We start from the raw sequence: 16,741 nt of genomic DNA, 5'->3' as shown, positions 1-16,741 counted from the left end.
GATCTGCTCGGCAATCCACTCGGCAGGGTCCACACTGTTGTCCGCGGCCATCGCGTTGACTCCTTCTTCTTGATCATCCATCTCGAAGGATCTACACGGTGGCCGTCTCACGTCACGACGCCACGCTCTTCACCTGCGGAAACTCGTACACCACCTCCGTGGACGCAACCTGGCGCAGATCCACTCGGTCGGAAGATCACGGCAACTGCGTCGAGGTGGCCTCGCTCCCCCACGCGATCGGCATCAGAGACAGCAAAGCCCCGGACACAGGCCCTGTCACACTCACCCCCACGCCTCTGCCGACCTACTCGCCCGCATCGGCGCTGCGGCGGCACCTGTGGAGCTGTCCCGGGCGCTGCTCAGGAGACGATGGAGAACATCTGATGGCGAATCCTCCCGTATGACGCAAGAGCAGTCGGAGCACTCGGGGCACTTCCGAGCAGTGCGTGGAACTTGCTCGTCTTCCTGACGCCATAGGCATCAGAAACAGCAAGGCGCCCGAGAGCGGCCACATAGCCCTCACGGCGCGCGCCTTCGCCGACCTACTCGCCCGCGCCATGCAGCACGGGCTGCCGCGCTGACCGACCACCTCCGGGCAGGACGGCTTAAAGTCGCTCCCTCGAAGTGATCGACATCGGAGGCCCGGATCGGTCTGTGCGCCCATCCACGGCATCGCCAAGATCAAACGGCCCCTCCAGACCTTCGGGCGCCGATCCACGCGAGCCGTCCTCCTGACCACGTGACGTCAGGGATCCCGGTCGGCAGCCGACTTCGGATCGTCCTGGGACGGAAGCGCGAAGACCTCGTCGCCGCGGAGACAGTCGCTTCTGGGGTCGGGCGCCAGGGGAGCCGGTTCGTTGATCACGATCTGCGCGCGCCATCCACCGACCGCCAGGCCGTCTGCGGCGTGGCCGAGAAGCCGGGTGTCGGCCGGGTCGCCGAGCAGGCCGGCATTCTCGAGGATGACGAACAGCGCGTCCGCCGCCCCGGTCACCATGCCGGAGGCTTCGGCGGCACTCGCGTCCGGATTGAGTTGGCGGTAGATGCGGCGCGCGGCCGTCAGGAGACCGTCGGCATCCGTCACGGTGAAGTCGCGCCGCAGCCGCAGGGACAGAGCCATCCCGTCGGCAAGCGGATCGTCTCCCACCACGCTGTCATCGCCAGGCATGCGCACACGGTAGGGGATTGCCAAGCTCGACGAGCCCGTCCGACCGGTCGACCACCGTGCTGGCGGAAGGCGGGATGGTGTCGATGGTCGGGTAGCGGGTGAGCCCTTGCCCATCGGGGAGAACGCCGAGGCCCACGCACATCTCGCCGTCCGCGAACGCGTCGAAATCCCGGGCCCGCATCGTACGGCCTGCCGTTCCTCGGCGAGTTTGGCCGCCAGGGACGCGGTCTTCTCCACCGGCAGGTCCAACTCCGCGCACGCGTGCCGCACCCGAGCCGTCTAACCCGAGAGTGACAGTAATCAGTCCTCCATCGACGAGCTCGTCGATAGTCAGTTCGATATACTCTGCGCATGCGTTCGATCACGGAGAGGCATTTCAGTGAGGCGTCCACCCAGGAACTGGTGGACGCCGCCGCCGCGATCGCCGCCGAACTGGCCCAACGCCCCGCACCCGAATCACCTGCGGCGTGCATGCGGCTCGCCGAGACGCTAGCGGCCGCCTCCGACGCCCACGAAAGCGCGCTGGCCGGGTTCATCGCCCGCGTCGACATAGCAGGCGAGACACGCCGCTGGGGGCTGCCGTCGACCCAGGCGTGGCTGCGGTCCCGGCTGGGCATGCGCGACTCGCGCGCCAAAGAGCGTCTCACCCTGGCCCGCCAACTCCACCGCCTCCCCACCGTGACCGCGCTGCTTGCCGCGGGCGAGTTGTCCTACGGGTACGCCTCCACGGTGGCCGACGCCGTCGTCCGCCTGGACGATGAGGACAGCGCCAGGGCCGAGACGCTGCTGCTGGACATGGTCGGGCAGGGGTTCTCTGCCGGGAAGGTCGCGGCGTTCGGGCGGCGGATCCGTGATGTGATCGCCGAACGCGACGGACACGAGACGGCCCCCGAGGATGCGCAACGCGGGTATGAGCGGTCCTGGGTCACCAGCACCCGTTCCCTGGACGGCGGCCGCTACATCAGAGGCTGGCTCAACCCTGAGGACGCCGCGATCTGGGACGGCACCCTGGGCCCCCTGGCCAAGCCGGGCGGACCCGACGATCACCGCGACCTGGCCGAACGCACCGCCGCCGCACTGAGCAGCGTGCTGTCGGGTGGACACAGAGCCACCAAGGTCACCGTCATCTGCGATCTCGAAACCCTCACCGGCGGCCATGCTCCTGCCCGCCTCACGGATGGAACCCCCATCCCTGCGCCGCAGGCCCGCCGCATCGCTATGTCAGCCGGGGTCTCACCCCTGCTGCTGGGGAACGGCCACGCGCCGCTGTACCTGGGGCACCGGGTGCGGTTCGCCACCGCCGCCCAGCGCCAAGTCCTGGAAACGCTGTACCCCACCTGCGCGGTACAAGGGTGCGAGGTGCCCGGGACACTGTGCGAAGTCGACCACGTCAACGGATGGGCCCTGGGCGACAGCCCCACCGACATCGACAAACTCGCCCTGTGCTGCGGATGGCACAACCGCTACAAACACACCCACCCCCAACAAATCCACACCACCCACGACCCCGCCACCGGCCACTACACCTACCAACTCCTCCCACCACCCGACACACCGGCAGCCAGCCCACGAACAACCGACCCACCCGCCATCCTCAGCTGGGCCGCTTAAGCCCGCGAGTCGGCGGACGCGAAGTCATGCGCGAGCAGGTCGCCCACCTAATCCGGCTTTCGGAACACCCAAGCGTGATCTTGCGGATCGTCCCGAACGTCGCGGGAGCGAACGAGGGCTTGGATGGTCCGTTCAAGGCCTCAAGGTCGAGGAAGGGGAGATCGGTTTCCTTGAGGCGCCGAACGGGGGCCGACTGGAGTTGGACGCCGAGGAGGTCATGGGCCTCCGCAACAGGTTCGGCCACATCGGTGCCGCAGCGCTACCCGTGGAGATGTCCCGGGCGCTACTCAAGGACACAATGAGAACATCTGATGGCGAATCCCCCGTATGGCGCAAGAGCAGTCGGAGCACTCAGGGCACTTCCGAGCAGTGCGTGGAACTCGCCCACCTCCACCAAGTGATCGCCATCCGAGACGGCAAGGACGCTGGCCACATCACGCTCGCCTCCGATGCCTTCGCCGACATCCTCGCCCGCGCCAAGCCCGACGAACTGGCTCTCTGAACCGGTGCCGCAGCCTGCCTTACTAGCAGCCGAAATGAGCTTCCCCCGGTTCCACGGACACCCGATCTGAGTTGACCTTGATCAACTTGGGAAGGAAGTGTCGCGTGCCACCACCTCATCCGCCCGAGTTCCGGCGTCGCGCCGTCGAGCTGGCCCGGACCGGCGACAAGTCGGTCACCGCGCTGGCCAAGAGTCTGGGCATCAGCCAGTCGTGCCTGAGCAACTGGATCCGTCAGGCAGCCATCGACGAAGGCGATCTCGACGGCCTGAGCGCCGGCGAGCACAAAGAGCTGGTCGAGCTGCGCCGAAAGGCCCGGCAACTGGAGTTGGAGAACGAGATCCTCAAGCGGGCGGCGGCGTACTTCGCCCGCGAGAACATGCTCCCAAAATAAGGTACTCGCTGGTCCGTGAGCTCGCCTAGAACGAAATCCCCGTCGCGGTGGCATGCCGAGTGTCAGGAGTTTCCCGGTCCGGTTACACCGACTGGCTCGGCAGGCCCGCCTCGATTCGCGAGCAACGCAACACCGAGCTGGTGAAAATCATCAAAGAGATCCATGAAGAATCACGCCGAAGCTACGGCTCGCCGCGGGTGCACGCCGAAATGACGCTCGAACGAGGCGAACAGGTGAACCGCAAACGAGTGGAACGACTCATGCGGGAGGCCGGGATCCAGGGGGTCTACCGGCGGAAGGGCCGCCGGAACCGGGTCAACGAGCCCACCGAGGAGGACCTGGTGAAGCGGGCCTTCGACGTCCAGGCGCCCGACGTGCTGTGGGTCACCGACATCACCGTGCATCCGACCCGCCGGGGGGAAGTTGTACTGCGCGGCCGTACTGGATTGCTTCTCCCGCCGCATCATCGGCCATTCCATCGACATCCGCCAGACCACCGAACTCGTGGTCGATGCGATGGCCGCCGCAGTCGCCCGCAGAAAGCCCGCAAAAGACGCCACGATCCTGCACTCAGACCACGGCACGCAGTTCACGTCCTGGACCTTCGGGGAGCGACTCCGGGCCGCAGGTCTCCTCGGCTCGATGGGCACGGTCGGCGACTGCTACGACAACGCCATGATCGAGTCGTTCTGGGGCTCGATGCAACTCGAACTCCTCGACACCAGAAAATGGCAAACAAGAGCCGAACTCGCAGCCGCGGTGTTTGAATGGATCGAGTGCTGGTATAACCCATTCAGAAGACATTCCGCCTCGGAATGCTAAGTCCGGTGGACTACGAGGAGCGAGACCGAGCCTCGATCACGACCACCTGACCCATCTCACCCGAGCTGTCCGTGCTGCGGGGGGAACCTCAAAACACGTCACTGCCATCGGCGCCGATGAAATGATCACATGGCGCAAGTCAACTCACGGCGACGAGGCCGGCGGCCAGTGCGTCGAGCTGGCCGCGCTTACTCGTGCGGTCGCCATTCGCGACAGCAAGGCTCCCGACGCAGGCCACCTCGCGCTCGCCCCCGATGCCTTCGCCGACTTCCTCGCCCGCGCCAAGCAGGACTCTCTGCCACGCTGACCTGGGCACCCTTGCAGCAGCGGTATCGGCGGCAATTCGCACTGGGCAGCCGAACGCGGTGCGCCTTCAGCGGATGCGTGGAGCGTCCTGGGCGCCTTCGCTGTCCATCGACCACGGTGACGTGGACATCGGCCCCGCCGGTCTTCCACACCAGACGCCCGCGATCAAGCCAGAGGTACTGAGCTATAGGCTGACCTCCGCAAACTTCGCCTATCAGGATCGATCGGGGTGGCAGTACCGCAATGCCGACTCACGAGTGGACCATGGCCGATGAGGGATACGGCTCCCGTCCGCGCCCGAGGCGGAAGACCTTCCTGGTCCTGGCCGCGGGTCTGTCAGGGGTCCTGGGGCTCCTCGCCGTGCTCTACCTGGTCGGTGGGCTGGACGGCAGCACCCCGTCCCTTGGCCCGAAGAACTACAGCGCCCACGTCGAATGCCAGGTGGACACGGCCGGATCGCAGGGCACGGTAACGATCAGCGGCACGATCACAGGCGACGCGACGCGCTACTCGGTCACCGTCGAGGTCATAGACGCAGCCTCTCACCAGCAGATCGGCCTCCAGACCTTCGAGGTTCGCGGCACGAACGCCTTCGAAGGGACCACCGCGGCGCAAGCTCCGATCGGACCCGCCGGCATCGAATGCAAGATCACCAAGGTCGCGTAGGACGCCATCTCACTCAGCCCGGCCACCGCACGTCCCACAGCCGGTTTCGCGGCCGAGGCACCGCCACCGATGCGGCGGGCTCTTGGGAAGATCCCGAGAGGAGGCGACGCCGGCGTGAGCGACGCACAAGATGATCTCGTGATCCGGCCGGACTTCCGGACAGGCCTGATCGTTCTGGTCGTCGTCGCGGTGGCCGGCGCGGGCATCGTCGCCGCAATCCTGATCGGCGACGCCCCGGCCGTGTTCGCCCTGGTCATGGGCGGCCTGTTCGCCGTGCTGATCCCCCTGGCGATCGGGGCCCTCCTCAGCGCTCGGATCACCCTGACGGCTCACGAGCTCGTCGTCCAAGGGCTGTTCGGCCGGAAACGCGAGCCACGCTCGCGCGTCGCGGAGGTGGTGCGCGCGAGCATCATCGCGCCTCGCGGAGGGGTCGGTGAGAGCCTGTTCGTGCTCGACGCGCAACGCGCCCTGCTCTTCAGAGTGCAGGGCAGCCTCTACTCGCGCGGGGGCCTCACCCGGTTGGCGGACGCGCTGGGCGTGCCATGCAGCGGGCCCGACCGTCCCGTCAGCGCCGACGAGTTCGCCAAGACGTACCCGGGCCTTGTGTCGTGGGTCGAGCAGCATCCCTACCGGCTCGCATTCGCGGTCGCCGGCGTCATGTGCGTCACAGGCATGGCAGTGGCGCTCGTTTCGCTCGCGACGGCGTCCTGACCGCCCGGAGCCTGCCGCCCGGCCCGAGGCGAAGCGGGGCCGGTCGCGATCACCGGCCCCTGCGCCGGGGGTTCAGGTCACCGCCGGGGGGCGGTCGGCGATGGAGACCTTCAGCTGCGCCGAGTTGGTCAGGATGCTCCCGACCGGAGCTTCGGCCTGTTCGGCGTTGGTGACGACGCTGCGCCGGCCGAGGTACTCGTAGGTCTTGTCATCGAAGATGTACTCCTCGCGGATACCCCCACCGAGCGGGTTCAGCGTGACGGCGATGCCGGTCCTGCCTGCCGCGTCCACCGCGCGGCCGACGGTGGTGACGCCGTGGATGGACGCCGCCGCCCGGAACAGCGCGGCACGCTGCGCGCGGGGCATGTAGGCCTCGGTGAGCATGCCGCCGACGTTCTGCCACGCGTCGGCGTCGGCGCGAGGGCCGGTGCCCAGGCCCATGTACAGGTGCTGGTACATCTTGGCCGGATCGGCCGGCAGGCGGCTCAGGTGGACGTAGTCGTTGCGCAGATTCTCGGCGCGGTCGTCGAAGTCGGCGGCCTTGGACATCGAGCTGCGTCCCACGGCCTGGCGGGCCTCGCCCGGGATGGGCCAACCCGGCCACGGCCTGGGCTCCAGCTGCCTTTCCCACAGGACGCCGTGTGTGGCGTCGCCGTCCACGGGCAGCCAGATCTTTCGTCTCTCCCGCCCCAGGTACCGGACCTGCCGACCGTCGGACTCACTCTCTACCGTGTCCATGGTCTGCGACTCGAAGACCAGGAACTGGCCGGGTCGGGGGTGCAGCTCCGGGGACTTGGCCGCGTGGTCGGCGGCCCGCTTGAGCACCTGCACCGACGCCACCGGCATCGTGTGGACGACCGGCGGGGTGACCGGCTCCTCGCCTGTGCCGACCGCGATGACCCCGGCAGCGGCGGCGGCGACGCCCAGCCCCGCCGCCAGACCGATCCGCAGCCGCACGGCCCGGCGAGGGCGGTCGAAAACACGCTGTCCGGTGGAACGCCCCGGGTTCGGGGCCGCGTCCCGCATGACGCTCAGCAGCCTGTGCTCCTCGGCCCGCACGTCGGTCAGGTCGAGCTCGGGGACATCCGAGCGGAACCGCTCAAGCTCGGTCATCTCATTCATGGACGGGTTCCTCACTGACGTAGATCACGGGATCGGTAGCACCGAGGTGCCTGCGCAGCCTGTGCCTGGCCCGGTTGATGCGGGACCGCACCGTCCCGACGCGAACGTTCAGCGCCTGCGCGGCCTCCGCGTAGCTGAGATCGCCCCAGGCGACCAGCAGCAGCGCGTCGCGGTGCCCTCTCGGCAGCGCGGCCAGCGCACTCGCCAGCGCCCTGCCGGAAGCCCCCGCACTGAGCCGCTCGTCACTGCGCTCCGTGAACGGCTCCATCACCGGGTCGGTGCCCATCCGCTCCAGGACGCGCAGCTGCCGGACCTCCGCCCGCACGTGCCGGCCCATCAGATTGGTGGCGATCCCGTACAACCAGGGCCGCGCGTTAGGGCGGGACAGGTCGTACCGTTCGCGCTGCCGGAACGCCGCCAGGAACGTCTCGGCCACCACGTCTTCGGCGGCGTCGGCGCCCAGCCGGCGGATCACGTACCGCTTGATGTCCGGGGCGTACCGGCGGAACACCTCGGCGAACGCCTCAGGCTCCCGGCGGGACCGCTCGATGACGGAGGCATCGTCGGCGCCCTCTTCACTCGCAGTGCTCATACACAGCCTCTCGGCTCCGGATCGGGACACCCGTTGTTGCCGAGCCGCCCGCGTCCGGTTCCCGTCCTTCATGGGGAGCCCCGCATCAGGGCGGGGGCCGCAGGATGATCAGCGCGTGGAGAGGCTCAATCCGCTGGTGAACGCACCTGGCGCGGCGAACGGCGAACCCGCTCGCACCGCACCGCACCGTCCCGGGCTACCCCGCGCCCGGGCTACCCCGCGGCCTCGGGAGCCCGCTGAAGCCTGACCTGGCGTTCGGTCTCGGTGAAGCCGAGCGAACGGTAGATCCGGATCGCCTCGGCTTCGGGATCGGCGACGATCACCAGCGTTTCGGCCCCTCTGCTCATGGCGTCCGCTCCGGCGAAGTGGACGAGTGCGGAGGCCAGGCCGCGTCGGCGGAAGGCAGGATGGGTCTCGACGTGCTGGTAGCGGGCGAGCCCTTGACCGTCGAGGAAGACGCCGAGGCCCGCGCGCATCTCGCCGTCCACGAACGCGCCGAACCAGGTGGCGTCGCCCGCCTCGCACAGCCGCCGCTCCTCGGCGAGTTTCGCCGCCAGGAACGCCTTGTTCTCCGCCGACGCCTCCGACTCGTCGCACGCGTGCCGCAGCCGCGCCGCCTGATCCCAGTCGTCCGCGGTCAGCGTCCGCAACTCGGCTCGCACCGGACGTGCGGGGCGCAGGAGTGAGGAGGCGGTGAGGACCGTGTCGGTCTCGACAGTGATTCCGAGCCGCTCCCATCCTGCGCGCGGGACCGTCTCTCCCTCGGTCCCGTCCACACCGATCGCCAGATGGGCCGCCTCAGGGAACTCCGCGGCGAACAGGCCAGGAGCATCCGGGAGCATGCGGGGGGAGACGAGCACGAAGTTGCCCCACCAGAAGTTCGGGTTGGCGGGCGTCCGGACCACCAGGTGGGACGGGTGATCGATGATGACGGAGCCGGCCAGCCGACGAAGCAGTAGATCCGTGCGGTAAGCGAGAGAGCGAACTTGCACCAGGCGAGCCTAAACCGACACCAGGGCACGCGCGTCTTTGCCAATAGGCCCGGTGGTGGACCCTCTCGTGCAGGGGCCCGACTCGGGCAAGGGGCCGGGGCCGTTGCGATAGGGGGCCATGGTGAAGCAAGCCCGGGTGGACGGTGCCGGGGCGTCGACGGCGAGGGCAGCGGGCGCCCTGTGGGCACGGCGCGGGAGGGGGCGGGCTCCGGACGGGGACACGAGCGGGAAGGCGAAGCGCGGAACGGCATGGACGAGGGGCCGGATGCTCGCCGCGCTCGCGGGAGGGACCGCCGGGCTGCTGGCGTTCCATCGGGCGGTGCCCAACTCGATCGGCCGACTGGGCAGCCTTCTGGAGACATTCCTGCCCTGGCTGGGGCTGGTGGCCGTGGTGCTGTTCGGCTTGGCGCTGCTGCGTCGTTCGGCCACCGCGCTGGTGGCCCTGCTCTTGCCGACGGCGGCGTGGGCGTACCTCTTCGGCGGACTGCTGCTGCCGGGGGCCGATCCTGGCTCTCGTGCCCTGGTCGTCGTCCAGCACAACGTCAGCGACGAGAACACTGACCCGGCGGCCACGGGCCGCGCGCTGGTCGCCGCGGCGCCCGATCTCGTCGCAGTGGAAGAACTGACGCCCTCAGCGCTGCCCGTCTATGAGAAGACCTTCGCCTCAGCCCTCCCGTACCACTCGGTCCAGGGCACCGTCGGACTCTGGTCGAAGCATCCGCTGGCCGACAGCCGGTCGCTGGACATCAAACCGGAGGGGATCACGGAGCCCTGGAACCGGGGGTTGCGGGCCACGGTGCGCACGCCGCACGGCGAGATCGCCGTGTACGTCGCACACCTCCCCTCGGTTCGCATCCGGCCGAGCGGCCTGGCCTCCTCCTGGCGCGACGAGAGCGCCACCCGGCTGGGCAAGGCCGTCGCCTCCGAGGAACTGGAAACCGTGGTCCTCCTGGGAGATCTCAACGGCACCGTCGACGATCGTGGGCTGGCTCCGCTCACCACGCGGATGAACGTGGCGGAGCGGGGCCTGGCCTTCAGCTTCCCCGCGGCCTTTCCGCTGGCCAGAATCGACCAGGTGATGGCGCGATCGGCGACCGTGACCCACGTCCGCACCCTGCCCGCCACCGGCAGTGACCACCTGCCGGTCGCCGCCCAGGTCGCACTGACGGTTTCTCCCGCGCCGTGAAGCCGAGCGGGGGTGGGCGGTTTAGGACGCAGGACGGCCCGGACGATGCGGTCGAGCGGCGTGGCGAGCGGCGTGGCGAGCGGCGGCTCAGCGGGGGACGGTGACGACGATCTTGCCGATCTGGGTGTTCGACTCCAGGTGGCGGTGTGCCTCGGCCACCTCGGACAGGGGGAAGGTGCGGTCGATGACGGGACGGAACGCGCCCGAGCGCAGGCCGGAGGTCACGAAGGCGGCGGCGCGGCGGAGGCGCTCGGGGTCCTTGGCCGTCTCCAGCATCGTGTAGGTGCGCATGTTCAGCGCCGGCATGCCGAGGTCGATGCCCGGATAGGGGGTCGGCTCGCCGCTCAGCGCCCCGTAGACCAGGAGCGTCCCGCCGGGTGCGACCAGGCGGGCCAGGTCCGTCACGCCGGGGCCCGCGACCGCGTCGAGGACGAACTCGGCGCCCCGGCCGCCGGTCGCCGCGAGCACCCGTCCGGCCACGTCGTCCGACTCGGTGACGATCACCTCGGCCGCGCCCTCCTTGAGCAGCGCCTCCTTCTTGGCGGCCGTGCGGGTCAGGGCGATCGGGGTCGCCCCGACGCGGTCGGCGACATGGATGGCGGCCAGCCCGACGCTGCTGGACGCCGCGTTCAGCACGACCGTGTCGCCGGGCCTCATGCCGCCGACCTCGACAAGCGCCCCATAAGCCGTCAGGTACGGCATCCACACCGCGGCGCCTTCGACCGCGCCGAGGCCCTCGGGACGGTGCAGCACGGCCGCGGCCGGCACGATCGCCTGCTCGGCGTAGACGCCGTACTCGTTCTGCGAGAACCCGGGCACCGTGCTGACCAGGTCTCCCGGCCGGAACCCGGTGACGTCCTCGCCGACCGCCTCCACCACGCCCGCGGCCTCGGTGCCGAGCCTGGCCGGGAACGCCTTCACCGGCTCGATGTAGTGGCCGGTCCGGAACAGCACCTCGGCCCTGTTGAGGCCGATCGCCTCAACGCGGATCCGCAGCTCGCCCGGGCCGGGCTCGCCGACCTCGACGTCCTCGAGCCTCATCACCTCGGGTCCGCCGAGCTCGTGGAACATCACCGTCATGGCCATCGTGTGGGCCCTTCCTCGTAGCAGGTGGGCCTACTCAAACCCGTAAGTACGATGCTTGTCAAACTTTGATGACTGTCAAACCTTGATGGCCGTCAAAGTTCGATGCCTGCCAAAGTTCGATGCCTGCCAAATTCGATGTTCGTCGTACTATGGACTCCATGGAGGCCGACCGCATCCCGACGCACCCCGACGTCCGGACGATCCCGTTGCAGCAGGTTCTCGAAGCCCTGGTCGATCCGGTCAGGCGGAGCATCGTCACGAAGCTCTGCGAGGCGTCCACCGACATCCGCTGCGGCGCGTTCGACCTGACCGTGAGCAACTCCACGGCCACGCACCACTTCCGGATCCTGCGCGAGGCCGGGCTCATCCGGCAGTACTACGTCGGCACCTCGCGCATGAACGCCCTCCGGCGCGACGAGATGAACGAGGTCTTCCCCGGTCTGCTGGACGCCATCGTCACCGCCGACCGCATGTCCCCCCAGCCCGCCTGACCCCGCCGCGCGGAACAAAGGAGGCGGTGAGGAAGTCAGGCGGCGAGGAAGTCAGGCCGCAAGACGGGTGCCTCGGCGCCAGACGGCTCGGGTGTTGAGGGTGTCGGAGATCGTGGTGGTGGGATCGCCGTCGACGAGGAGGAGGTCGGCGCGTAGGCCCTCGGCGATGCGTCCGCGGTCATCGAGGCCGAAGCGGCGGGCGGGGACAGAGGTTGCCGCGCGCAGAGCCTGGACAGGGCTGAGCCCGGCACGGACCAGGTGCTGCAACTCGTGGTGGAGGCTCGCGCCGTGTGCGAGCCCGCCCAGGAAGGGCAGCGGAACGGCGGCGTCGGTACCGGCCAGCAGGTCCACGCCCGCGTCGCTGAGGGCCCTGACGGCGGCGAGGACGTCTTCGATCTTGCCCTGGGGGTAGTGGCCGTAGCTGGAGCGCAGCGTCTTGTCCCAGTCGGCGTCCAGGCGCGAGGCGACACGGGGGTCGTCGGCGAGGTCGCCGCCGGTGATCCCCATCATGGAGGCGTTCAGGACGACGCAGGGGATGACGAAGACCCCCGCGTCCTTGACCAGGTCGATGACCTCCTCGGTGTGAGGCTGGTCCATGAACAGGTGGGCCAGACCGTCGATACCCGCCTCGACGGCCACGCGGGTGGCGTCCACGGTCAGGGTGTGGGCGATCGTGAGCATGCCGCGCCTCTTGGCCTCGGCCACGCCGGCGTCCAAGGTGGCCTGGTCGAGCATCGGCAGGCCGGGGTGCCCTTCCACGCTGCCGTCGTCGACCATGAACTTGATGTAGTCCGAGCCGCGTTCGATCAGCTGCGGGATGAACGCGACGGCTTCCTCGGGGGTCGTGGAGAAGGGCATGAGCGGAGGCCGTCCGGTCGGCTTCGCCCCTGGGGGCGGCCCGGGGCGGAAGCCCTCCGGGAACAGCTCGCTGGGGTGGCCGCCCGGCGGCGTGATGCCGAACCCGGAGGAACGCACATCGGCGACGGTGTCGTCCTCTCTGATTTGCGCTCGGTTGTCGCGCGTGTGGAGGCCCTGCATCTCCAGCTCGGTCGTCACGCCGAACCGCAGCGCCAGGGCCAGCGCCTCCCGGTTGGTGTGGACGTGGGCGTCGATCAGGCCCGGCAGGAGCGTCGCCCCGCCGCCGTCGACGATCTCGGCCCCCTCGGGAGGGTCGCCTCCGAGGCGGGTGATGCGCCCGTCCTCGACGAGCACGGTGGTCACGCCCAGCGCCTTCTCGCCATCGAAGACCTGGGCACCGGTGATAGCGGTCGGGGCTGCGGTCACGGTCACGGCTTACCTCACTCCAGAGTACGATCGCCTCAATGTATAGCACTTGCTATGTAAATGCATAGCATCATGCATATGCATGCTGACTGCAACTCGCTAGGATGGGCGCATGACCCACTCCCCTCCGGCTCCGGGAACTGACGACGGCGACCTTCTCGATCAGGTCGGGCCGGCACTGTCGCAGCTGCGGCGGCGCACCTCCGGCGGGCGGGCCGACCTCACGCGCAACCTCGTCCTGAACGTGGTCGCGAACGCGGCCGGGGAGATGACGGTCGGCGGACTCGCCGCCGAGATGGGGGTCACCCAGCCCGTCGCCAGCCGCACCGTCGCCGGCTGCATCGCCGACGGGGTCCTGCGGAGGACCGCGTCCCAGGCCGACAGCCGGCGCACCGTCCTGGAACTCACGGACGCCGGAGAAGCCGAACGCCGACGCTTCGCCTCCGAACAGCGCGAGACCTTCGAAGCCATCACCGCGCACTGGGAACCGGCCGAGCGCGTCCAGTTCGCCCGGTCTCTGGTCCGCTACAGCCAGGACGCCAACACCTGGTCCGCCCGCCAGCGCCACCGAAGCCAGAACAGCACGAGCATCGGCTCCGACGACTGACCGTCCCGCAACAGCGCAGGCCGAGACGCAACTCCGCCATCGCGCCGAAGGCCGTGCTCCTAACGCGGTCCGCCTCGCTCGCACGTTCGTCGCCCGGCTCGGACGGGCTGGACAGGACGAACTCCCCGTAAGTCCGGTCATGGACACCGACCATGCGCATGTCACGGTCTGATCAAACGGAACGGGAGGGCAACGGCATTCACTCGCCGGCAGAAGTGCCGGTAGAGCCCGCCTTAGGTCCAGGGGCCCTGTCGGCCGGTCATTGACGCTGTTAGTTTCGCTGACTGCACAGGTCATCGCCGCCCGCGCTTCACCCGACCGAGTGAGAGGCGTTTCCCTCACGCGATCACCACGTAGGCGGCCAGGAGTTCCCGATCCCGGAGGACTTCACGACCGGATCGGCTCAGAGCGATTTCTGCGTTCTGGAGAGGAAGCATGGGTCATCGCATGTCCGCGAAAGGGCGCGCCGCTCGTTATGTCGCGGTTCCGGCCGCTCTGGCTCTCGTGCTCTCGGGATGTGCTGGAGACGACAAGCCGGAATCCCGGAAACCGGCATCGCCGACGAGCAGGGAAACGTCCAGCGGGGCGGGGGCCTCGGTGCCGCTGGCGCACAAGGACGGACCCGGGCACGTCGATCTGCTGGCGCTGAGCCGGACGGCGGCCCGCACCGTCACCGCCCGATTCAAGATCGTCAACGACGGCCGGAACCCGATCGATCTGACGACCAGCCTCGGTGAGACCGGGCACGCGCTGGACCCGGGCCTGGGGGATCCCCTGGCCGCCAGCGGGATCGCGCTGGTGGACGCCCGGAACGACAAGGTCTACTACCCCGCGCAGGCGCCCGAGCAGGAGCACAAGTGCCTCTGCACCTGGCTGTTTCGCAACTCCGTGAAGGTGGGCGGGTCCATCGACGTCTACGCGACGTTCCCGGCCCCGCCCGCCGGCGTGGACCGGGTGACGATCGTGTTCCCGCTCGCCGTCCCGTTCCAGGACGTCCCCATCACCGACGACCCGGTGGCGCCGCTCCAGGGCCAGGTCGACCCGGCCAAGGTCAAGTTGGGCAAGCCCAGGGTCTTCGGGCTGCGCACTCTGACCGAAGGCACCGAGCAGTCGGTCGCCGACGATCCGAACGCCCGGTCGGTACGGCTCTCCGCCGACGTCCTGTTCGCCGTCGACAAGGCCGATCTGACGCCGCGGGCCGACCAACTCCTGCGGCAGGTGGCCCAGCAGATCGACGCGTCGAAGGGCAGCACGGTCAAGGTCGACGGCTATGCGGACTCGACCGGGAACGACGCGATCAACCAGCCGCTCTCGGAGCGGCGCGCCAAGGCCGTCGCCGACCGGCTGAAGGGCCTCGTCACCCGGCAGGGAGTGACCTACCAGTCCGCCGGGCACGGATCGCAGGATCCCGTGGCGTCCAATGACACCGAGGATGGGCGGCGCAAGAACCGCCGGGTCACGGCGACGTTCGCCCGCCCCTCGGCGCCGGCGCCTTCCGCCGCGGGCGGCAGCCCTTACAGGCGGGGTTCCTCCGCCGTGCTGGGCTCGGCGAACTTCCAGGCGGCCGAGGCCCAGGGGCTCAAGGTCGAGGTCGACAGCCTGCACCGGGACGCGTCCGGGCTGACCATCCTGGTGTGGACGCTCCGGAACACCGGCCACGGCAACCCGAACTTCGGGATGAAGCTGGAGAAGTCGGCCCTTCGCCACGGAGCGGACCCCCGGCCGCTGCGGCTCGCTTCCACCGGCGGAGTGATGCTCTTCGACCCCGCCACCCAAGCCCGTTACGAGCCCCTGACCGTCGAGCCCTTCCCCTGCGTGTGCAGCAATCTGCTCGGCGATGACGCGATACACGTCCTCGGCCCTGGCCAGAGTCTCGTCCTCTGGGACGCCTACAAACCGCCCGCCAACGCCGCGAACCTCGAAATGCAGGTGCCGTGGGAGCAGGCCGCCGACGCCGCCGTGAAGGGCCTGACGATCAGGTAGCCGCGGCCGCCCGGTCGGGAGGATCCGAGCGGGCCCAGGTGGTGAAGGCTTCGATTCCGTCGATGACCGCTTCGAACCGGAGGGAGTGGAACAGGTCGAACGAGTGCTGAGCGCCGGGAAGCTCGGCGTACACGACCGGGTTCACCGAGACGCTGCGCAGCCGGTCGACGAAGAGCCGAGTGTCCTCGACGGGGACCAGGCTGTCGGCGGTGCCGTGGGCGACGAAGAACGGCGGCGCGTCCGGGCGGAGGTACGACACGGGCGACGAAGGCGAGTCCACTTCGCCGTCGAGGCCGCCGTGGTACCCGTACAGGGAGATCGCCCCGGAGACCGAGGTGTCGGCGGTCTCGAAGCCGGGCTGGAACGCGGGGTCGCACGGCGTCAGGGCGGCCATGGACGCCAGGTGGCCGCCGGCGGAGCTGCCCGCCACGAACAGCGTCGACGGATACGTCGCGCCGCCGGACGAAGAACGGCCGGAACACGATACGGGCGAGAGGGAGACCGCACGGCGGGCGGGGACCTCGCCCAACGCCTCGACCAGCGCGTTCTCCACGGCCTTGCCCGCCAGCAGCCCGCGCCGGGCGACGATCGCGAGCCCGGCCGAGGTGAGGACGGCTGCCCCGCACACCGTCCACGCGGCGGGGGACGCGAGATCACCCTGGGCGGCCGCGAGCAGGGTCGACGCAAGGAGCCAGGCGAGGCCGACGAACGGAAGCTCGTTGATCGCCAGGCCGAGCCGGAAGCTCAGCCTGCCGAGGACCCAGGGACCGCGCAGCGGCGCCACCGCGGACCATGTGGGGATCGCCGCGACACCGACCGCGAGAACGTACCCGACAGGGGCGTTCATGACGCTGAACGAGAGGCGACCGCGCGGGCGGCGCCCCTTCCCGCGCGGGCGGACAGGATTCCGGTGACCACGGCGGCTCCTTCGTGAGGACGACGCGACCAGCGTCCCGCCGCGCCCCCACCCCCGCATCGGCCGCGCGACGGCAACACCCCCGACCCCGGTCGGCGCCCCCACCGACCTAGGTAGGAGACCTGCAAGCAGGCGTCCGCCTAACTCGATGTGGGGCCCGGCCGGGCGGGTTGGTTGCAGCGGACGGGCTCGGCGGTCGGGCGTCGGGTGGATGCTCCTATGGATGTCAAGCGGCGAGTTCAAGATCGCTTGATGTGATGATCTGGTAGAGCTCGCGGGCGATGTAGCGCTTGAGGCATCGGAT

20 protein-coding genes and 2 pseudogenes are annotated in these 16,741 nt (G+C 69.3%); 15 read left to right on the top strand and 7 right to left on the bottom strand.

All coding sequences use genetic code 11. From position 1 onward, the window contains the following. Positions 1-98 precede the first annotated feature (98 nt). Complete coding sequence (locus ABWI07_RS42810; protein WP_353822051.1) at positions 99-404, top strand: DUF397 domain-containing protein; 306 nt, start codon at positions 99-101, stop codon at positions 402-404. 12 nt (positions 405-416) lie between these two features. Continuing rightward, positions 417-581 (top strand): annotated as a pseudogene (locus tag ABWI07_RS42805) (DUF397 domain-containing protein); the annotation flags it as partial. A gap of 164 nt (positions 582-745) precedes the next feature. Here the strand turns inward: ABWI07_RS42805 and ABWI07_RS42800 are convergent. Beyond that, the gene (locus ABWI07_RS42800; RefSeq protein WP_353822050.1) at positions 746-1,168 is read right to left on the bottom strand and encodes a hypothetical protein; all 423 of its coding nucleotides are present in this window, start codon (positions 1,166-1,168) and stop codon (positions 746-748) included. Positions 1,169-1,519: 351 nt separating this feature from the next. Between ABWI07_RS42800 and ABWI07_RS42795 the strand changes: the two genes are divergently transcribed. From ABWI07_RS42795 to ABWI07_RS42755, 9 genes and pseudogenes are all read left to right on the top strand, one after another. After that, positions 1,520-2,779, top strand: coding sequence for an HNH endonuclease signature motif containing protein (locus tag ABWI07_RS42795; protein WP_353822049.1), 1,260 nt, complete (start codon positions 1,520-1,522; stop codon positions 2,777-2,779). Then, entirely contained in the window at positions 2,767-3,081 is a 315-nt protein-coding gene (locus tag ABWI07_RS42790) for a Scr1 family TA system antitoxin-like transcriptional regulator (RefSeq protein WP_353822052.1), read from the top strand. Before ABWI07_RS42795 ends, ABWI07_RS42790 begins: the two co-directional genes overlap by 13 nt. Then, positions 2,997-3,281: a DUF397 domain-containing protein gene (locus tag ABWI07_RS42785; protein ID WP_353822048.1), complete on the top strand. Its 285-nt coding sequence runs from the start codon at positions 2,997-2,999 to the stop codon at positions 3,279-3,281. The genes ABWI07_RS42790 and ABWI07_RS42785 overlap by 85 nt, the downstream gene beginning before the upstream one ends. A 104-nt stretch (positions 3,282-3,385) precedes the next feature. Then, positions 3,386-3,673, top strand: coding sequence for a transposase (locus tag ABWI07_RS42780; RefSeq protein ID WP_160160951.1), 288 nt, complete (start codon positions 3,386-3,388; stop codon positions 3,671-3,673). A gap of 47 nt (positions 3,674-3,720) precedes the next feature. Continuing rightward, positions 3,721-3,960, top strand: a pseudogene (locus ABWI07_RS42775) (IS3 family transposase); the annotation flags it as partial. A gap of 136 nt (positions 3,961-4,096) precedes the next feature. Further along, positions 4,097-4,495, top strand: coding sequence for a DDE-type integrase/transposase/recombinase (locus ABWI07_RS42770; protein ID WP_160160952.1), 399 nt, complete (start codon positions 4,097-4,099; stop codon positions 4,493-4,495). Between the two features lie 121 nt (positions 4,496-4,616). After that, positions 4,617-4,802 carry a DUF397 domain-containing protein gene (locus ABWI07_RS42765; RefSeq protein WP_353822047.1) on the top strand — a complete coding sequence of 62 codons (186 nt, stop codon included), beginning with the start codon at positions 4,617-4,619 and terminating at the stop codon, positions 4,800-4,802. A gap of 263 nt (positions 4,803-5,065) precedes the next feature. Beyond that, positions 5,066-5,467, top strand: a complete 402-nt coding sequence (locus tag ABWI07_RS42760; protein ID WP_149260268.1) for a hypothetical protein — start codon at positions 5,066-5,068, stop codon at positions 5,465-5,467. A gap of 114 nt (positions 5,468-5,581) precedes the next feature. After that, complete coding sequence (locus ABWI07_RS42755) at positions 5,582-6,178, top strand: hypothetical protein (protein WP_353822046.1); 597 nt, start codon at positions 5,582-5,584, stop codon at positions 6,176-6,178. 72 nt (positions 6,179-6,250) lie between these two features. On the opposite strand, the gene ABWI07_RS42750 is transcribed toward ABWI07_RS42755, so the two are convergent. The 3 genes from ABWI07_RS42750 to ABWI07_RS42740 form a co-directional block, all read right to left on the bottom strand. Beyond that, a complete protein-coding gene (locus tag ABWI07_RS42750; RefSeq protein WP_353822045.1) occupies positions 6,251-7,300 on the bottom strand; it encodes a CU044_5270 family protein in 1,050 nt (349 codons plus the stop codon). Continuing rightward, positions 7,293-7,892, bottom strand: coding sequence for an RNA polymerase sigma factor (locus ABWI07_RS42745; protein WP_149260270.1), 600 nt, complete (start codon positions 7,890-7,892; stop codon positions 7,293-7,295). Before ABWI07_RS42745 ends, ABWI07_RS42750 begins: the two co-directional genes overlap by 8 nt. A 212-nt stretch (positions 7,893-8,104) precedes the next feature. Beyond that, on the bottom strand, positions 8,105-8,884 hold the full coding sequence (locus ABWI07_RS42740) for a GNAT family N-acetyltransferase (protein WP_353822044.1): 780 nt from the start codon (positions 8,882-8,884) through the stop codon (positions 8,105-8,107). Positions 8,885-9,149: 265 nt separating this feature from the next. Between ABWI07_RS42740 and ABWI07_RS42735 the strand changes: the two genes are divergently transcribed. Next, on the top strand, positions 9,150-10,070 hold the full coding sequence (locus ABWI07_RS42735; protein ID WP_353822043.1) for an endonuclease/exonuclease/phosphatase family protein: 921 nt from the start codon (positions 9,150-9,152) through the stop codon (positions 10,068-10,070). 87 nt (positions 10,071-10,157) lie between these two features. Here the strand turns inward: ABWI07_RS42735 and ABWI07_RS42730 are convergent, their stop codons facing one another. Then, a complete protein-coding gene (locus ABWI07_RS42730) occupies positions 10,158-11,156 on the bottom strand; it encodes a zinc-dependent alcohol dehydrogenase family protein (RefSeq protein WP_149260273.1) in 999 nt (332 codons plus the stop codon). A gap of 158 nt (positions 11,157-11,314) precedes the next feature. Between ABWI07_RS42730 and ABWI07_RS42725 the strand changes: the two genes are divergently transcribed. Further along, positions 11,315-11,647, top strand: a complete 333-nt coding sequence (locus tag ABWI07_RS42725) for an ArsR/SmtB family transcription factor (protein ID WP_200841966.1) — start codon at positions 11,315-11,317, stop codon at positions 11,645-11,647. Positions 11,648-11,698: 51 nt separating this feature from the next. Here ABWI07_RS42725 and ABWI07_RS42720 read toward each other — a convergent pair whose 3' ends face one another. Next, positions 11,699-12,937 (bottom strand): metal-dependent hydrolase family protein, encoded by a 1,239-nt coding sequence (locus ABWI07_RS42720; protein WP_353822042.1) that lies wholly within the window; start codon positions 12,935-12,937, stop codon positions 11,699-11,701. A 106-nt stretch (positions 12,938-13,043) separates the two neighbouring features. Between ABWI07_RS42720 and ABWI07_RS42715 the strand changes: the two genes are divergently transcribed. Beyond that, positions 13,044-13,538, top strand: coding sequence for a MarR family winged helix-turn-helix transcriptional regulator (locus ABWI07_RS42715; RefSeq protein ID WP_353822041.1), 495 nt, complete (start codon positions 13,044-13,046; stop codon positions 13,536-13,538). A 597-nt stretch (positions 13,539-14,135) separates the two neighbouring features. Beyond that, positions 14,136-15,521 (top strand): OmpA family protein, encoded by a 1,386-nt coding sequence (locus ABWI07_RS42710; protein ID WP_305790871.1) that lies wholly within the window; start codon positions 14,136-14,138, stop codon positions 15,519-15,521. Here ABWI07_RS42710 and ABWI07_RS42705 read toward each other — a convergent pair. Further along, the gene (locus tag ABWI07_RS42705; RefSeq protein WP_353822040.1) at positions 15,514-16,368 is read right to left on the bottom strand and encodes an alpha/beta hydrolase; all 855 of its coding nucleotides are present in this window, start codon (positions 16,366-16,368) and stop codon (positions 15,514-15,516) included. The two genes, ABWI07_RS42710 and ABWI07_RS42705, sit on opposite strands and share 8 nt — an antisense overlap. Between the last annotated feature and the right edge of the window lie 373 nt (positions 16,369-16,741).

The sequence above is a fragment of the Actinomadura sp. NPDC000600 genome (assembly GCF_040492135.1).
Classification (GTDB): Bacteria; Actinomycetota; Actinomycetes; order Streptosporangiales; family Streptosporangiaceae; genus Spirillospora.
The sequence above is the reverse complement of the archived record's forward strand: the minus strand, read 5'-3'. Positions and strand labels throughout refer to the sequence as shown.

What these genes read in the sequence shown, in the direction of transcription:
- ABWI07_RS42800 (WP_353822050.1), bottom strand. Translation starts at nt 1,168, where the DNA reads ATGCCTGGCGATGACAGCGTGGTGGGAGACGATCCGCTTGCCGACGGG.
- ABWI07_RS42795 (WP_353822049.1), top strand. Translation starts at nt 1,520, where the DNA reads ATGCGTTCGATCACGGAGAGGCATTTCAGTGAGGCGTCCACCCAGGAA.
- ABWI07_RS42785 (WP_353822048.1), top strand. Translation starts at nt 2,997, where the DNA reads ATGGGCCTCCGCAACAGGTTCGGCCACATCGGTGCCGCAGCGCTACCC.
- ABWI07_RS42765 (WP_353822047.1), top strand. Translation starts at nt 4,617, where the DNA reads ATGATCACATGGCGCAAGTCAACTCACGGCGACGAGGCCGGCGGCCAG.
- ABWI07_RS42760 (WP_149260268.1), top strand. Translation starts at nt 5,066, where the DNA reads ATGGCCGATGAGGGATACGGCTCCCGTCCGCGCCCGAGGCGGAAGACC.
- ABWI07_RS42750 (WP_353822045.1), bottom strand. Translation starts at nt 7,300, where the DNA reads ATGAATGAGATGACCGAGCTTGAGCGGTTCCGCTCGGATGTCCCCGAG.
- ABWI07_RS42745 (WP_149260270.1), bottom strand. Translation starts at nt 7,892, where the DNA reads ATGAGCACTGCGAGTGAAGAGGGCGCCGACGATGCCTCCGTCATCGAG.
- ABWI07_RS42735 (WP_353822043.1), top strand. Translation starts at nt 9,150, where the DNA reads ATGCTCGCCGCGCTCGCGGGAGGGACCGCCGGGCTGCTGGCGTTCCAT.
- ABWI07_RS42730 (WP_149260273.1), bottom strand. Translation starts at nt 11,156, where the DNA reads ATGGCCATGACGGTGATGTTCCACGAGCTCGGCGGACCCGAGGTGATG.
- ABWI07_RS42725 (WP_200841966.1), top strand. Translation starts at nt 11,315, where the DNA reads ATGGAGGCCGACCGCATCCCGACGCACCCCGACGTCCGGACGATCCCG.
- ABWI07_RS42715 (WP_353822041.1), top strand. Translation starts at nt 13,044, where the DNA reads ATGACCCACTCCCCTCCGGCTCCGGGAACTGACGACGGCGACCTTCTC.
- ABWI07_RS42705 (WP_353822040.1), bottom strand. Translation starts at nt 16,368, where the DNA reads ATGAACGCCCCTGTCGGGTACGTTCTCGCGGTCGGTGTCGCGGCGATC.